A 15,849-nucleotide genomic window follows, 5' to 3' on the forward strand; every position below is an offset into this window, starting at 1 on the left:
CGGGAGGCGGGGAGGGCGGTCAGGCGCCCGGCTGCCGTTGGCTCAGGTCGTGGCTTTGCGGCGTGTGGCCGGCGCCCTGGTAGACGCGCCAGCGCTGGCGCGCGGCCTGCTTGTCGTCGGGATCGTCCGAGACGATCTCGAGCAGCCGCTCGAAGGCCTCGAAGCCCGGCGGGCAGTCGTCGTCGAGATTGAGCAGCCAGGGCGAAGGGCCGTCGCCGGCGGCTTGCGCCGCCTGCTGCGGATCGCCGGCGGTCAGGACGACGGGCGTCTCGGCCGCCAGCGGATCATTGGCCAGGACATGCGGCACGAACGAGGTGTCGTCGAAGGCCCACAGCATGCGGTCGAACTGCGCCAGGCGCGAGCCCTCGCGGCAATACACCACCAGCCGCTGGCCCGCCAGATAGCGCTTGCGCACGACCTGGCAGGCCATGCGCAAGCGGTCGGGCGCGCCAAAGGCGAAGTCGATGCGGGTCATGCCGGGATCCGTGGACGGCCGCTCAAGCCTGGTCCAGCAGGAACTGCATCAGCAGCGGCACGGGACGGCCGGTGGCGCCCTTGTCCTTGCCGCTCTTCCAGGCGGTGCCGGCGATGTCCAGGTGGGCCCAGCGGTACGACTTGGTGAAACGCGACAGGAAGCAGGCGGCCGTGACGGCGCCGGCCGGGGGGCCGCCGATGTTGGCCAGGTCGGCGAAGTTGGACTTGAGCTGGTCCTGGTAGGCGTCGTCCATCGGCATGCGCCAGGCGGTGTCCAGGGCCTGGCGGCCGGCGGCCGACAGGGCCTCGGCGAGCGCGTCGTCCTTGCTGAACAGGCCGGTGTTGACGTGGCCCAGGGCCACCACGCAGGCGCCGGTCAGGGTGGCGATGTCGATGACGGCGGAGGGCTTGAAGCGTTCGGCGTAGGTCAGCGCGTCGCACAGCACCAGGCGGCCTTCGGCGTCGGTGTTGAGGATCTCGATGGTCAGGCCGGCCATGCTGGTGACCACGTCGCCCGGCTTGTTGGCCTTGCCGCTCGGCAGGTTTTCGCAGGCCGGGATCAGGCCGATCACGTCCAGCGGCAGTTCCAGTTCGGCCAGGGCGCGGAACGAACCGAGCACGCTGGCGGCGCCGCACATGTCGTACTTCATTTCGTCCATGGTGGCGGCGGGCTTGAGCGAGATGCCGCCGGCGTCGAAGGTGATGCCCTTGCCGACCAGCACGATGGGGCCGTCGGACGCCTTGGCGCCCTTCTTGGCGGGCTTGCCGGCATGGCGCAGGACGATGAAGCGCAGCGCTTCCTCGGAGCCGCGCGCCACCGACAGGAACGAGCCCATGCCGAGGGCCTCGACCTGCTTGCGGTCCATGACTTCGACCTTGAGCGACTTATATTCGCGCGCCAGGCGCTTGGCGGTGTCGCCCAGGTAGGTCGGGGTGCAGATGTTGCCCGGCAGGTTGCCCAGGGTGCGGGTCAGTTCCATGCCGTTGGCGATGGCGGCGCCTTCGCGCAGGCCTTTCTGGGCCTGGGCGGCGTCGGCGCGCTCGACGATCTGGACGATCTTCTTGAGCTTGGGGCGGGCGTCGCGGTCGGGTTTGCCGAAGCTGGCGTCGTAGTGATAGGTGGCGCTGCCGGCCGCGATGGCGGCGCTGCGGGCGCGGGCGATCAGGGCCACGTCGGCGATCGGGTTGGCGGCCAGGGTCGAGACCCCTTCGGTCAGCTGGGCCGAGACGCAGGCGGCGGCGAAGGCCTGTTCGGCCGAGGCGTGGGCGCGGGCCGAGTATTCGTCCTGCTTGCCCAGGCCCACCAGGACCACGCGCTGGGCCGACACGCCCGGCAGCGAGCGCAGCACCAGGGTGCTGCCGGCGCGGCCGCGGAATTCGGTTTTGGTGACGGCGCGCACGGCGCCGTTGGCGGCGCGGTCGATCAGGTCGGCGGCGGGGCTCAACACGCCGTCGGCGAAGACCCCGACCGCCAGGGCGGCGGTCTTGATCTGGTGCAGGGAAGCAGTGGTCTGTGTGCTAAATTCCATGAGGGTTTCCCGTGTGCGTCTGTATGATGCGGTCGATTATCCCGCATATTCTCCCATGTCTCTATTCAAACGCTCTGTCGTCAGCGAGATCACCAGTCACGCTGGCGTTGTCTTTTCCACGTTGCTCATCGTATGGCTCAGCGTGCTGCTGGTGCGCCTGCTCGGTGAGGCGGCGGGCGGCAACATCGGGGCGGACGTCGTGCTCGTGCTGGCCGCGCTGTCCACCATCACGGCGCTGCCGACCATCCTGGCCGTCTCGGTCTTCATCGCGGTGCTCACCACGGTCACGCGCAACTACCGGGAATCCGAGATGGTGGTCTGGTTCGCCAGCGGCCTGTCGCTGGCGGACTGGCTCAAGCCGGTGCTGCGCGTCGCCATTCCGGTGGCCATCGCGGTGGCCGGCCTGACGCTGGTGGCCGCGCCCTGGGCCTATCGCCAGATCGGCGAATACCACGAACGCTTCGAGCAGCGCTCGGACCTGTCCAAGGTCACGGCGGGCCAGTTCGCGGAATCGGCGGGCGGCAACCGCGTGTTCTTCGCCGAGGATCCGGCCAAGCCGACCGATGAACTGGGCAACGTGTTCGCGCGCGAAACCGGCCCGGAATGGCTCAGCGTCCTGACCGCCAGCAGCGCCCACAGCGAAACCCTGCCCAACGGCGACCGCTTCCTGGTGCTGGGCGAGGGCCATCGCTACGACCTGAAGCCGGGCACGCCCGAGATCCGCCTGGTGCATTTCGAGAAATACGGCCTGCGCCTGGAAAGCAAGGGCGGCGACGACCCGGTCGCCTCCGCGCGCGCCGCCGCCGAACGCTCGGCCAAGGCGCGCACCACGCCGCAGCTGATGGCCGACAACACCACCAGCAGCTGGTCGCAGGTGATGTGGCGCATCTCGCTGCCGCTGGCCGCGCTGAACCTGGCGTTGCTGGCGATCCCGCTGGGCGCCGTGAACCCGCGCCTGGGCCGTTCCGGCGACCTGCTGATCGCCGGCCTGGTGGGCCTGCTGTACATGAACCTGATCAACCTGTCGCGCGCCTGGATTTCCAACGGCAAGCTCAGTTTCGGCGTGGGCACCGTGGCGATCCACCTCGTGGTGGCCGCCTTCACGGCCTTCCTGTTGATGCGCCGCTTGCGCGTCAAGGCGCCCAAGAACAGCTAGCGCCCCGACCCGGGGGCGCGGCGGCATGCCGGGCGGGCGCCAGCCCCGGCGCCCGCTGCGGGGCGCGGCAGTCGGCGCGCCTGATCCGCGCCGCCGCTGCCGGCTTCAGGGCAGGTATTTCATCGTCCCGCGCTTGCCGGCCAGCAGGTCGGCATTCTTCAGCACCGACTTGCGGATGAACTCCCACAGCACCGTCACGCGCTTGAGCTTGCGCAGGTCCTCGTGGCAATACATCCAGAACGAGCGCGTGATCTCCACTTCCTTTTCCAGCACCGGCTTGAGCCGAGGGTCCTGCGCCGCGATGAAGCAGGGCAGGATGGCCAGCGACTGGCCCTGCAGCGCGGCATGGTATTGCGCCACCACGCTGGTGCTGCGCAACACCACCCGGCTGGCCGGCAGCAGGTCTTCCAGGTAGCGCAGGCGCTCGCTGAACAGCAATTCGTCGACATAGCCGATGAAGCTGTGGCCGGCCAGGTCGGCGCGGCCGCGGATCGGCGGATGGCGCGCCAGGTACTCGGGCGTGCCGTACAGGCGCAGCGTGTAGTCGCACAGCTTGCTGCACACGTAGGGCCCGCGCTGGGGGCGTTCGATCGTGATGGCCAGATCGGCCTCGCGCTTGGACAGGCTGACGAAGCGCGGCACCGGCAGGATGTCCAGCGTGATGTGCGGATAGCGCCGCTGGAAGTCGGCCGCCAGCGGCGTCAGCACGTAGCTGCCGAAGCCCTCGGTGGCGCCGATGCGCAGGTGGCCGGACAGGGCCTGGCCGATCCCGGACAGCGTCTCGCGGGCGCTGTGCACCGTGCTCTCCATCTGCTCCGCGTGCACGAACAGGCGCTGGCCGTCTTCGGTCAGGACGAAGCCGGCGCTGCGCGATTTCTCGAACAGCAGGGTGTCCAGCTCGCTTTCCAGCGCGCGGATGCGGCGCGACACGGTGGTGTGCTCGACCCCGAGCTTGCGCGCCGCGGCGCTGACCCGCTGGGTCCGCGCGACCTCCAGGAAATACCGCAGACTGTCCCAATCCAGCACGTTTTTCGCTCCTGACAGGCTTGTGCATTGATGCACAAGGAATGTGCATTTCTGGTGTTGCTTGTTGATTTTCACACATCTACACTGGGTCGGCAGCCCTGGGGGGAATGCTCCGGGAGCCGCGGGCCGCGAAGACGGCGCCATAACGCATAACACTCAGGAGACAAATCCATGGAATTGCACGCACGCGGGCTGGCCGCAGGCTTGTGTCTGGGCGCAGCACTGTTGGGTCAGGCGTACGCGGCGGATAAACCGCCAGTGAAGATCGGCATCCTGACGGACATGTCGGGCACCTATGCCGGCATGGGCGGACCCGGTTCGGTGGCGGCGGCGCAATTGGCCATCGACGATTGCCTGGCGGCCGAGTGCAAGGGCATGAAGATCGAGCTGGTGTCGGCCGACAACCAGAACAAGGCCGACGTGGGCGCGGCCAAGGCGCGCGAATGGTTCGACCGCGACGGCGTCACCGCCATCGCCGACCTGACCAATTCCGCGGTGGCGCTGGCGGTGCAGGGCATCGCGCGCGAAAAGAACAAGGTCGTGATGTTCTCGGGCCCGGCCACCACGGCGCTGACCAACAAGGAATGCTCGCCAGTTGGCTTCCACTGGATGTTCGACACCTATTCGCAGTCCGCCGGCGGCGCCAAGGCCACGGTCAAGGCGGGCGGCAAGTCCTGGTACTTCATCACCGTCGACTACGCCTTCGGCCACTCGCTCGAGGCCGACACGGCCAAGGCGGTCAAGGCGCTGGGCGGCACCGTCGCCGGCAGCGTGCGCCATCCGCTCAACGCGCCGGACTTCGCCTCGTACCTGCTGCAGGCGCAAAGCTCCAAGGCCCAGGTGGTGGCGCTGGCCAACGGCGGCCAGGACACGGTCAATGCGGTCAAGCAGGCGCGCGAGTTCGGCATCGTGGCCGGCGGCCAGCGCCTGGTGTCGCTGCTGATCTTCCTGTCCGACCTGCGCGCGCTGGGGCTGGAAAGCGCCCAGGGCCTGTCGTACGTGGACGGCTTCTACTGGGATTACGACGATGCCACGCGCCAGTGGTCGACGCGCTTCGAGAAGGCCTTCCGCGGCCTGAAACCGACCATGACGCAGGCCGGCGTGTATTCGAGCGTGCTGCACTACCTGCGCTCGGTGGCGGCCTCGGGCAGCACCGACGGCAAGGTGGTGGCCGACAAGATGCGCGCGCTGCCGATCAAGGATCCGATCATGCGCAACGCCTCGATCCGGCCCGATGGCCGCGTGATCCACGACATGTACCTGTACGAAGTGAAGAAGCCGGCCGAGTCCAAGGGCGGCTGGGACTATTCCAAGCTGGTGGCCACCATCCCGGCGGCCGAGGCCTTCCAGCCGCTGGCCGATTCGGCCTGCCCGCTGGTGCAGAAGTAAGGCGCGGCGCGCCGCCGGGCCAGCCCGGCGGCGTGCGCGCGAGATCCAAGAACGCGGATTCCATCCGCATCGACTATGCAGTGTGAGGAGCATCAAATGAGTGAAGTCCCCCGCGTTCCGCTATTGATCGGCGGCAAGCTCGTGCAGTCCAAGACCACCGAATGGCGCGACGTGATCAACCCCGCCACCCAGGAGGTCGTGGCCAAGGTGCCGTTCGCCACGCGCGACGAACTGGACGAGGCCATCGCCAATTCCAAGGAAGCCTTCAAGACCTGGCGCAACAGCGGCCAGGGCGCGCGCATGCGCGTCATGCTGAAGTTCCAGGAACTGCTGCGCGCCAACACCGGCAAGCTGGCCGAGATGATCACCCGCGAGCATGGCAAGACCCTGCCGGACGCCGAGGGCGAAGTCGGCCGCGGCCTGGAAGTGGTCGAGCACGCCTGCTCGATCGCCAACCTGCAGCTGGGCGAATACGCCGAGAACGCCGCCTCCGGCATCGACGTCTACACCCTGATCCAGCCGCTGGGCGTGTGCGCGGGCATCACCGCGTTCAATTTCCCGGTGATGCTGCCGTGCTTCATGTTCCCGATCGCGGTGGCCTGCGGCAATACCTTCGTGCTCAAGCCGTCCGAGCAGGATCCGACCTCGTCGCTGTTCCTGGCCCAGCTGGCGCTGGAAGCCGGCCTGCCGCCGGGCGTGCTGAACGTGGTGCATGGCGGCCCGGACACGGCCAACGGCCTGTGCGAGCATCCCGACATCAAGGCGGTGTCGTTCATCGGTTCGACCCGTGTCGGCACCGAGATCTACAACCGCGCCTCGGCCGCCGGCAAGCGCTGCCAGTCGATGATGGGCGCCAAGAACCACTGCGTGATCCTGCCGGATGCCGATCCGGAAGTCGCGCTGAACCAGCTGCTGGGCGCCGCCTTTGGCGCCGCCGGCCAGCGCTGCATGGCCTCGTCGGTGGCCGTGCTGGTGGGCGAGGCCCGCAACTGGCTGCCCGACTTCGTCGAGCGCGCCAAGAAGCTCAAGGTCAACTCGGGCATGGACCGCGCCGCCGACCTGGGCCCGCTGGTCTCGCCGAACGCCAAGAAGCGCGTCGAAAGCCTGATCCAGAAGGGCGTGGACGAAGGCGCCAAGCTGCTGCTGGACGGCCGCAACCTGAAGGTCTCCGGCTTCGAGCAGGGCAACTTCGTCGGCCCGACCGTGTTCGACGGCGTGACCGAGAACATGACCATCTACACCGAGGAAATCTTCGGCCCGGTGCTGTGCGTGGTGGGCGCGGAAACGCTGGAAGAGGCGGTGGCGTTCATCAATCGCAACCCCAACGGCAACGGCGTCGCCCTGTTCACGCAGGACGGCGGCGCGGCGCGCTACTTCCAGAACAACATCGACGTCGGCCAGGTCGGCATCAACGTGCCGATCCCGGTGCCGGTGGCGTGGTTCAGCTTCACCGGTTCGCGCGGCTCCAAGCTGGGCGACCTGGGCCCCAACGGCAAGCAGGCGGTGCAGTTCTGGACCCAGACCAAGACCGTCACGGCGCGCTGGTCGGCCCATGCCAAGACCGTGAACACCACGATCTCGATGCGCTGAAAGAGGGACGCCTTGTCCTAAGCTTATACAAATAAGTCATATAACAAGGCGTCCTTATTACTTATAATTGGCCCGTCTATCAGGGGCCAATTCATGAACCTGCAGCAATTTCGTTTCGTGCGCGAAACCATCCGGCGCGACTTCAACCTGACCGAAGCCGCCCGGATGCTCTATACCTCCCAGCCGGGCGTGTCCAAGGCCATCATCGAGTTCGAGGACGAACTCGGGATCAAGATCTTCGAACGCCATGGCAAACGCATCAAGGGCCTGACCAAGCCCGGCCTGGCCGTGTCGCAGGTGATCGACCGCATCATGCGCGAAGTCGACAACCTCAAGAAGGTCAGCGACGAATTCGCCCGCCGCGACGAAGGCGGCCTGGTGATCGCTTGCACCCACACCCAGGCGCGCTACCTGCTGCCGCGCGTGATCCCGGCGTTCCGCAAGCAATTCCCCAAGGTGCACCTGTCGCTGGCCGAAGGCAGCCCCGCGCAGCTGGCCGAAATGGTGCTGCACGAGCAGGCCGACCTGGCGCTGGCCACCGAGTCGCTGGCCCTGACGCCTGGCCTGGCGACGCTGCCCGTGTATGCCTGGGAACACACCGTGGTGGTGCGGCCCGATCATCCTCTGGCCGAGCTGACCTCCAGCGCCGCCAAGCGCCTGTCGCTGGCGCAACTGGCGGAATACCCTATCGTCACCTATGACCGCGCCTTCACCGGCCGCAGCACGATCGACGAGGTCTTCGCCAACCAGGGCATCCATCCGGACATCGTCCTGGAAGCCATCGACGCCGACGTGATCAAGACCTACGTCGACGTCGGCCTGGGCATCGGCATCATCGCCGGCGTGGCCTATGACCCGCGGCGCGATTCGAGCCTGGTGGGCCTGCCGGTGGGACACCTGTTCGGCACGCACACCACCCGCGTCGGCGTGAAGGCCGGGGTGTTCCTGCGCGACTATGTCTACACGTTCCTGGAAATGCTGGCGCCGTCCCTGACGCGCGCGGTCGTAACCGAGGCCGTGCAGGGAACGCCGAAGTAGGCCGGCCATGACGAGCGCCGCCGAAGTCGGATGAAAAGTAGCGGTTCCCCTGGCGGGGAGCCGCTTTTTTTTGGAAAGCGCGGGGGCGGGGAAGGGCGTGGACAGCGGGTCTCGCTATCCCTTTCCATAAGCTCATAAAAAATATTAAATAAGAACTGATCTCATTTGAGTTGACTAAAAAATAGGAATCATTATCATTACATCCAGTCTCAACGACCCAGTGAGGTTAAACATGACGGCAGGATTGAGTGCAGTGGTAGTGGGCGCCGACAGGCTCGGCAACATTCCGGATCTGCTTAAAGGACACAACATTTCGATCACGCACCACATCAGTGGCCGTGATCCCTCGCATCAGAAGAAGACGTTGCAACTGCCCTCGGGCACCCAACTGGTCATCCTGCTGACCGATTTCCTGGGCCACAACGTCATGAAGACCTTCCGCAACGCGGCGCAGCGCGGTGGCATCCGTGTCGTGGCTTGTCGCCGTTCGGTGTGCAGCATGCAGCAGGCCCTGCAGCAATGCGGCCTGTGCAGCCGGGGCGCTGCGGTCCACTGACACCGCCGTGCCACGCCGCCACCAACACTGACAACTGGGGAGGCCGAAAAGGCCTGCGGCCCAAGGCCGCGAAGAGGAATGAAAAACGCCGCCGGACTGGAAAGTCCGGCGGCGTTTTGCTGTCTGTGCCGAATGGCGCGCGCCTGTCGCGCCGTTTGGAGGATGGCCGCGCCGCGGCCGGCGCGTCACACTGCGAGGTATCAGTTGGCCGCGCGGGCGCTGGCCACCAGGCCGTTGTCCAGGCGGCGGGCGCCGTTGTAGCGCTTGCTCCAGTAGGCCATGGTCATGTTTTCGACACGCACCACGCCGCCGGCGCTGGGCGAGTGCACGAAGCGGTCGTCGCCCAGGTAGATGCCGACGTGGGAATAGCGGCGGCCCAGGGTGTTGAAGAAGACCAGGTCGCCGGCCTTGAGCTCGTTCTTGGCGACGGAAATGCCTTGCTGCGCGATTTCGGCGGCGTTACGGGGCAGCTTCAGGCCCAGCGAACGTTCGGCGGTGTAGGCCACCAGGCCGCTGCAATCGAAACCGGTGTCGGGGGAGTTGCCGCCGAAGCGGTAGCGGATGCCCAGGTAGTTCAGGGCTTCGCTGACCATGGCGTTGTCGCTGCTGACTTCGCTGTGGTTGCGCTGGCGTTCGCGCTTGAATTTCTGCACCACCAGCATGCCGATGGGATCATCGGCGGTGGCGACCCATTCCGTCTCGTAGGGATCGATCTCGGACGTATAGGCGGTGGACTTTTGAGAGGTGTTGGCACAACCCGCCAGACCCGCGACGCACGCCGCCAGCGCCAGCAAACGCAGACCGCGGTTTGCCTGGCCAGAGGATGAATTCAGTCGCGCGCTTTTGGAGTGTCGATGCATTCGCCTGGGGATGGTTGCGTCCTGTTTCGCGCATTTGGCGTAATAAAGCGTCAAAAACGCTAAAAAACACCTGAATAGCGGAAATCAAGCAGCGAACCAACAGATATGTTGTCTACAACTTCGCGGGGATTCTACCAAACTTTTAAGACTGGTTCGTTACTGTAACTAGCCCGGCGCCCGTGCGGCGTAGACGCGTGGCAGAATTTTTTGACCTGCGGCAAGCCTCGTGCAAGGTTTGCCCACCAGAATGACCGAAGGATTCAAAAAGAAAGCAATCAGCCTTAAGGCGTATGCACAATAACAGGAGACAAAAATGCAAAAAACCAGGGATTTCCATTACCGCTCGGTGCATGACCGCGATGCCTTCTGGCGCGAGCAGGCCGGCCGGGTGCACTGGGAGACGCCGTTCGAATCGGTCCTGGATTTTTCCCGGCCGCCCTTCGCCAAGTGGTTCGTGGGCGGCAGGACCAACCTCTGTTACAACGCCGTGGACCGCTGGTTGCCGACCCAGGCCGACAAGCCGGCCCTGATCTGGGTATCGACCGAAGTCGAACGCGAACGCGTCTACACCCGCCAGGACGTCTATGACGAGGTGAACGCGGCCGCCGCCATGCTGCAGGACCTGGGCGTGGGGCGCGGCGACCGGGTGCTGCTGTACATGCCGATGGTGCCCGAGGCGGTCTTCACCATGCTGGCCTGCGCCCGCATCGGCGCGGTGCATTCGGTGGTGTTCGGCGGCTTCGCCTCGGTCAACCTGGCGCAGCGCATCGACGATGCCGCGCCCAAGGTGGTGGTGTGCACCGACGGCGGTTCGCGTGGCGGCAAGGTGGTGCCCTACAAGCCGCTGCTGGACCGGGCGCTGGCGCTGTGCAAGACGCCGCCGGCCTCGGTGGTGGTGTTCGACCGCGGCCTGGCGCCCTTCGAGCCGGTGGCCGGCCGCGACCTGGACTACGCCACCCTGCGCGCGGCGCAGCGCGGCGTCCACGTGCCGGTGACGTGGCTGGAGTCGTCCGAGCCCAGCTACATCCTGTACACGTCCGGCACCACCGGCAAGCCCAAGGGCGTGCAGCGCGACACGGGCGGCTACGCGGTGGCGCTGGCCTCGTCGATGGAATACCTGTTCAACGGCAAGGCCGGCGACACGTTCTTCTGCACCAGCGACATCGGCTGGGTGGTGGGGCACTCCTATATTGTGTATGGCCCGCTGATCGGCGGGCAGGCCACGGTGCTGTACGAGGGCACGCCGGTGCGCCCGGACGGCGCCATCCTGTGGAAGCTGGTGGAGCAGTTCGGCGTCAACACGCTGTTTTCGGCGCCGACGGCGGTGCGGGTGCTCAAGCGCCAGGATCCGGCCCTGCTCAGGAAGCATGATCTGTCCACGCTGCGGGCGGTGTATCTGGCCGGCGAGCCGCTGGACGAGCCGACCGCGCACTGGATCTCGGAAGGGCTGGGCAAGCCCATCATCGACAACTACTGGCAGACCGAGTCCGGCTGGCCGATCCTGTCGGCCCAGCCTGGCGTCGAAAACGTGCCGACCCGTTTCGGCAGTCCGTCGTTCCCGGTCTACGGTTTTGACGCGCGCATCGTCAGCGAGTCCAGCGGCGAGGATCTGGGGCCGGACCAGAAGGGCGTGGTGGCCATCGTGCCGCCGCTGCCGCCGGGCGCCATGTCCACCATCTGGGGCGACGACGAGCGCTTCGTGCAGACCTACTTCACCTCGATTCCCGGCCGCCAGGTGTATTCCACCTTCGACTGGGGGCTGGTCGACGCGGACGGGTACTGGTTCATCCTGGGGCGCACCGACGACGTCATCAACGTCGCCGGCCACCGCCTGGGCACGCGCGAGATCGAGGAATCCGTCAACAGCCACAGCGGCATCGCCGAGTGCGCGGTGGTGGGCGTGGCCGATGCGCTCAAGGGCCAGGTGGCGATGGCCTTCGCGGTGCTGAAGAATCCGGCGGCGGCCGAAACGGCGGAGGGCGCAAAGCAGCTGGAAGCGGATATCATGCGGCTGGTGGAAGATCAGCTGGGCGCGGTGGCGCGACCGGCCCGGATCCGGTTCGTGGGCGCGCTGCCCAAGACCCGATCGGGCAAGGTGTTGCGCCGCGCCATTGTCGCGGTATGCGAAGGCCGTGATCCCGGCGACCTGACCACCATCGAAGACCCCACCGCCCTGGAACAGATCAAGGAGTCGCTGCAATGAACACCAAACCCGTGCTGAACGCCGAAGACGTCAAGAAAATCCTGGCCGCGGCCGAAGCACACGCCCTGCAGAACAAGTGGGCCGTGACCATCGCCGTGTCGGACGATGGCGGCCACCTGCTGGGCATGCTGCGCCTGGACGAAGCCGCGCCCATTTCCTCGCACATCGCGCCGGCCAAGGCCAAGACCGCGGCCCTGGGCCGCCGTGAATCGCGCGTCTACGAAGAAATCATCAACAACGGCCGCTATTCCTTCCTGTCGGCGCCGCTGATCGAAGGCATGCTGGAAGGCGGCGTGCCGATCACGGTCAACGGCCAGGTGGTCGGCGCGGTCGGCGTGTCGGGCGTGAAGTCCACCGAGGACGCCCAGATCGCCCAGGCTGGCATCGCCGCGCTGGGCCTGTGAGCCAGGAAACGCCGCGGCAGGCGCCTGCCGGCGCCGCCGCGTCCGCCGGCGGGGAGGCGGACAGGAGTCCGCTGAACCCCGGCGTGGCCAAGCGCGAAGTCTGGGCCTGGGCCATGTACGACTTCGCCAATTCCGGCTACACCACCGTGATCCTCACGGCGGTGTTCAGTACCTATTTCGTCGGCGTGGTCGGCGGCCGCGCGCCGTGGGCCACGCTGGCCTGGACCGCGGCGCTGTCGCTGTCCTATCTGCTCATCATGTTGACGATGCCCACGCTGGGCGCGCGCGCCGACGCCCGCGCCGGCAAGCGGCGGCTGCTCTACGCCAGCACCACCGGCTGCGTGGCCGCCACCCTGGTCCTGACCCAGGCCGGGCCGGGCGACGTGTGGCTGGCGCTGGCCGCCATCGTCGTGTCCAACTATTGCTATTGCGTCGGCGAGTCCGTGGTGGCGGCGTTCCTGCCCGAACTGGCCAAGCCGGCGGCGCTGGGCCGGGTGTCGGGCTGGGGCTGGAGCTTCGGTTATTGCGGCGGCATGCTGACGTTGGGCCTGTCGCTGGTGGTAGTGAAGCTGGCCGAGGCCGACGGGCTCGATGCCGAGCATTTCGTGCCGCGCGTCATCCTGGTGACCTGCGCGGTGTTCGCGTTGGCGGCGCTGCCGTCGTTCTTCCTGCTGCGCGAGCGCGCCCGGCCTTCCGGCCAGGGGCAGGAAACGCTGGCCATGCTCAAGCGGCTGGCCTACGCCTGGCGCGAGACCGGCCAGCATTTCCCCGAGTTCCGCCGGCTGCTGATGTGCATCGCCTGCTACCAGGCGGGCATCTCGGTCGTGATCACGCTGGCGGCGGTGTACGCCTCCGAGGTCATGGGCTTCACCACGCCGCAGATCATGCTGCTGGTGTTCACCGTGAACATCGGCGCGGCGGCGGGCGCGTTCTCGTTCGGCTACGTGCAGGACCGCATCGGCCACAAGCCGGCGCTGACGATCACGCTGTGCGGCTGGATCCTGATGGTGCTGGTGGCCTATGCGGCCGTGACCGCGCCGGTGTTCTGGGTGGCCGCGACGCTGGCCGGACTGTGCATGGGCACGACCCAGAGCGCGGGCCGCGCCATGACCGGCGCGCTGGCGCCGGCCGGACGCCTGGCGGAATTCTTTTCGCTCTGGACGTTCGCGGTGCAGCTGGCGGCGGTCATCGGCCCGCTGACCTACGGCCTGGTGACCTGGGCCACGCATGGCAACCATCGCCTGGCGATCCTGGTGACCGGGCTGTTCTTCGTCGGCGGCCTGATCCTGCTGTCGCGCGTGGACATGGCGCGCGGCCTGGCGCGCCGCACGGCGTAGCGGGGCCGTGGTGCCAACTGATATTCTTATGAAGTCCCGGACGCCGCCGCGCCGCCAGGCGGAGCGCGGCGTCGGGCCGTTTGCGTATTGCGCTGTCAGGTTGTCGGTGCCGTTGCCCGCCGTGGCCGGTGCGCGCTGTTGCGGTGATACGGGCCTGTGGCCCGTATTTTGCGTAAGGTGCCCGTAAGAGCGTGGCGATACGGTTGCGAGTGGCAGTCAGATAAAGCGGCATCAACAACAGAATCACAGATTGGAGACAAGATCATGTCGAATGCTATTGAGTCCGTACTGGTGGAAACCCGGGTCTTCCCGCCGCCCGAGCGCGCGGCGCAGGGCGCCGCGATTCCCAGCATGGACGCGTACAAAGCGCTGTGCGCGCAGGTCGAAAAGGATTTCGACGGCTTCTGGGCCGGCCAGGCCCGCGACAACCTGCAGTGGACCAAGCCGTTCACCGAGGTGCTGGATGAATCCAACGCGCCGTTCTACCGCTGGTTCGGCGATGGCGAGCTGAACGTCTCGGCCAACTGCCTGGACGTGCACCTGACCAACGGCAACGCCGACAAGACCGCCATCATCTTCGAGACCGACGACGGCAAGGTCAACAAGGTCACCTACCGCGAACTGCTGGCGCGCGTGTGCCGCTTCGCCAACGGCATCGCCAAGCTGGGCTACAAGAAGGGCGACCGCGCCATCATCTACATGCCCATGTCGATCGAAGCCGTGGTGGCCATGCAGGCCTGCGCGCGCCTGGGCGTGACGCACTCGGTGGTGTTCGGCGGCTTCTCGGCCAAGAGCCTGCAGGAGCGCATCGTCGACGTCGGCGCCTCGCTGGTCATCACCGCCGACGAGCAGGTGCGCGGCGGCAAGACCATCCCGCTCAAGCCGGCGGTGGAAGAAGCCATCGCCATGGGCGGCTGCGAAGCCGTCAAGCGCGTCATCGTCTATCGCCGCACCGGCGGCAAGATCGCCTGGAACGAAAGCCGCGACCTCTGGATGCACGACGTCGAGTCCGGCCAGGCCGACACCTGCGAACCGGTGCCGGTCAATGCCGAGCATCCGCTGTTCATCCTGTACACCTCCGGTTCCACCGGCAAGCCCAAGGGCGTGCAGCATTCGTCCGCCGGCTACCTGCTGTGGGCGCTGCTGACCGTCAAGTGGACCTTCGATGCGCGCAAGGACGACGTCTACTGGTGCACGGCCGACGTGGGCTGGGTCACCGGCCACACCTACATCACCTACGGCCCGCTGGCCGCGGGCCTGACGCAGGTGGTGTTCGAGGGCGTGCCGACGTTCCCCAACGCCGGCCGCTTCTGGGACATGATCGCGCGCCACAAGGTCACCACCTTCTACACCGCGCCGACCGCGATCCGCTCGCTGATCAAGGCCGCCGAAGCGGCGCCCGAGACCCATCCGTCCAAGTACGACCTGGACAGCCTGCGCATCATCGGCACGGTGGGCGAGCCCATCAACCCCGAGGCCTGGATCTGGTATCACAAGAACATCGGCCGCGAGCGCTGCCCGATCGTCGACACCTGGTGGCAGACCGAGACCGGCGGCCACATGATCACGCCGCTGCCGGGCGCCACGCCGACCAAGCCGGGCTCGTGCACGCTGCCGCTGCCGGGCATCGCCGCCGCCATCGTCGATGAGACCGGCGGCGACGTCGACCAGGGCAACGGCGGTTTCCTGGTGATCAAGCGTCCGTGGCCGGCGATGATCCGCAACATCTGGGGCGATCCGGAACGCTTCAAGAAGAGCTACTTCCCGCCCGAGCTGCGCGGTTACTACCTGGCCGGCGACGGCGCGCAGCGCGATGCCGATGGCTACTTCTGGATCATGGGTCGCATCGACGACGTGCTGAACGTGTCGGGCCACCGCCTGGGCACGATGGAAGTGGAATCGGCGCTGGTCGCGCACGAGCTGGTGGCCGAGGCCGCCGTGGTCGGCCGTCCCGACGACACTACCGGCGAGGCCGTGGTGGCCTTCGTGGTGCTCAAGAGCGCCCGTCCCGAAGGCGCCGAGGCGCAGGCCATCGCCAAGACGCTGCGCGACTGGGTCGCCAAGGAAATCGGTCCGATCGCCAAGCCCAAGGACATCCGCTTCGGCGACAACCTGCCCAAGACGCGTTCCGGCAAGATCATGCGCCGTCTGTTGCGCGTGGTCGCCAAGGGCGAGGAAGTGACGCAGGACGTGTCGACGCTGGAAAATCCCGCCATCCTGGAACAGCTGTCCAAGCCGTTGTAATGCGGCGCGCGCCGTCCGTCATGCGGACGGCGTGGACGGTTCC

At 67.0% G+C, this 15,849-nt stretch carries 13 protein-coding genes; 9 read left to right on the plus strand and 4 right to left on the minus strand.

Features of this window, described 5'->3' with window-relative positions; genetic code table 11:
* Window positions 1-19 precede the first annotated feature (19 nt).
* Together AOZ53_RS03200 and AOZ53_RS03205 are read right to left on the minus strand one after the other, a co-directional pair.
* Window positions 20-475, minus strand: coding sequence for a DNA polymerase III subunit chi (locus AOZ53_RS03200; RefSeq protein ID WP_054429577.1), 456 nt, complete (start codon window positions 473-475; stop codon window positions 20-22).
* A 22-nt stretch (window positions 476-497) separates the two neighbouring features.
* Complete coding sequence (locus AOZ53_RS03205; protein ID WP_054429576.1) at window positions 498-2,003, minus strand: leucyl aminopeptidase; 1,506 nt, start codon at window positions 2,001-2,003, stop codon at window positions 498-500.
* Window positions 2,004-2,058: 55 nt separating this feature from the next.
* Between AOZ53_RS03205 and lptF the strand changes: the two genes are divergently transcribed.
* Entirely contained in the window at window positions 2,059-3,159 is a 1,101-nt protein-coding gene (gene lptF, locus AOZ53_RS03210) for an LPS export ABC transporter permease LptF (RefSeq protein ID WP_054429575.1), read from the plus strand.
* 105 nt (window positions 3,160-3,264) lie between these two features.
* On the opposite strand, the gene AOZ53_RS03215 is transcribed toward lptF, so the two are convergent.
* Entirely contained in the window at window positions 3,265-4,185 is a 921-nt protein-coding gene (locus AOZ53_RS03215; RefSeq protein ID WP_054429574.1) for a LysR family transcriptional regulator, read from the minus strand.
* A gap of 171 nt (window positions 4,186-4,356) precedes the next feature.
* Between AOZ53_RS03215 and AOZ53_RS03220 the strand changes: the two genes are divergently transcribed.
* The 4 genes from AOZ53_RS03220 (at window position 4,357) to AOZ53_RS03235 (ending at window position 8,758) form a co-directional block, all read left to right on the plus strand.
* A complete protein-coding gene (locus AOZ53_RS03220; RefSeq protein WP_054429573.1) occupies window positions 4,357-5,574 on the plus strand; it encodes an ABC transporter substrate-binding protein in 1,218 nt (405 codons plus the stop codon).
* A gap of 96 nt (window positions 5,575-5,670) precedes the next feature.
* Window positions 5,671-7,164, plus strand: a complete 1,494-nt coding sequence (locus AOZ53_RS03225; protein WP_054429572.1) for a CoA-acylating methylmalonate-semialdehyde dehydrogenase — start codon at window positions 5,671-5,673, stop codon at window positions 7,162-7,164.
* A gap of 93 nt (window positions 7,165-7,257) precedes the next feature.
* Window positions 7,258-8,202 carry a CysB family HTH-type transcriptional regulator gene (locus tag AOZ53_RS03230; protein ID WP_006389315.1) on the plus strand — a complete coding sequence of 315 codons (945 nt, stop codon included), beginning with the start codon at window positions 7,258-7,260 and terminating at the stop codon, window positions 8,200-8,202.
* A 232-nt stretch (window positions 8,203-8,434) separates the two neighbouring features.
* Window positions 8,435-8,758, plus strand: coding sequence for a DUF2325 domain-containing protein (locus AOZ53_RS03235; protein WP_035361296.1), 324 nt, complete (start codon window positions 8,435-8,437; stop codon window positions 8,756-8,758).
* A 200-nt stretch (window positions 8,759-8,958) separates the two neighbouring features.
* Here AOZ53_RS03235 and AOZ53_RS03240 read toward each other — a convergent pair whose 3' ends face one another.
* Window positions 8,959-9,618 carry a C40 family peptidase gene (locus AOZ53_RS03240; RefSeq protein WP_054429571.1) on the minus strand — a complete coding sequence of 220 codons (660 nt, stop codon included), beginning with the start codon at window positions 9,616-9,618 and terminating at the stop codon, window positions 8,959-8,961.
* Between the two features lie 313 nt (window positions 9,619-9,931).
* Here AOZ53_RS03240 and AOZ53_RS03245 point away from each other — a divergent pair, with 313 nt between their 5' ends.
* The 4 genes from AOZ53_RS03245 to acs all read left to right on the plus strand — a co-directional run bounded on the left by AOZ53_RS03245 (window position 9,932) and on the right by acs (window position 15,806).
* Window positions 9,932-11,821: a propionate--CoA ligase gene (locus AOZ53_RS03245; protein ID WP_054486826.1), complete on the plus strand. Its 1,890-nt coding sequence runs from the start codon at window positions 9,932-9,934 to the stop codon at window positions 11,819-11,821.
* Window positions 11,818-12,225 carry a heme-binding protein gene (locus AOZ53_RS03250; protein ID WP_054486829.1) on the plus strand — a complete coding sequence of 136 codons (408 nt, stop codon included), beginning with the start codon at window positions 11,818-11,820 and terminating at the stop codon, window positions 12,223-12,225. Before AOZ53_RS03245 ends, AOZ53_RS03250 begins: the two co-directional genes overlap by 4 nt.
* Window positions 12,222-13,562 carry an MFS transporter gene (locus AOZ53_RS03255; RefSeq protein ID WP_054429569.1) on the plus strand — a complete coding sequence of 447 codons (1,341 nt, stop codon included), beginning with the start codon at window positions 12,222-12,224 and terminating at the stop codon, window positions 13,560-13,562. Before AOZ53_RS03250 ends, AOZ53_RS03255 begins: the two co-directional genes overlap by 4 nt.
* A gap of 264 nt (window positions 13,563-13,826) precedes the next feature.
* Window positions 13,827-15,806, plus strand: a complete 1,980-nt coding sequence (acs, locus tag AOZ53_RS03260) for an acetate--CoA ligase (protein ID WP_054486830.1) — start codon at window positions 13,827-13,829, stop codon at window positions 15,804-15,806.
* Window positions 15,807-15,849: the final 43 nt, after the last annotated feature.

This window comes from Achromobacter sp. 2789STDY5608621 (assembly GCF_001299375.1).
In the GTDB taxonomy this organism is placed as follows: Bacteria; Pseudomonadota; Gammaproteobacteria; order Burkholderiales; family Burkholderiaceae_B; genus Achromobacter; species Achromobacter insuavis.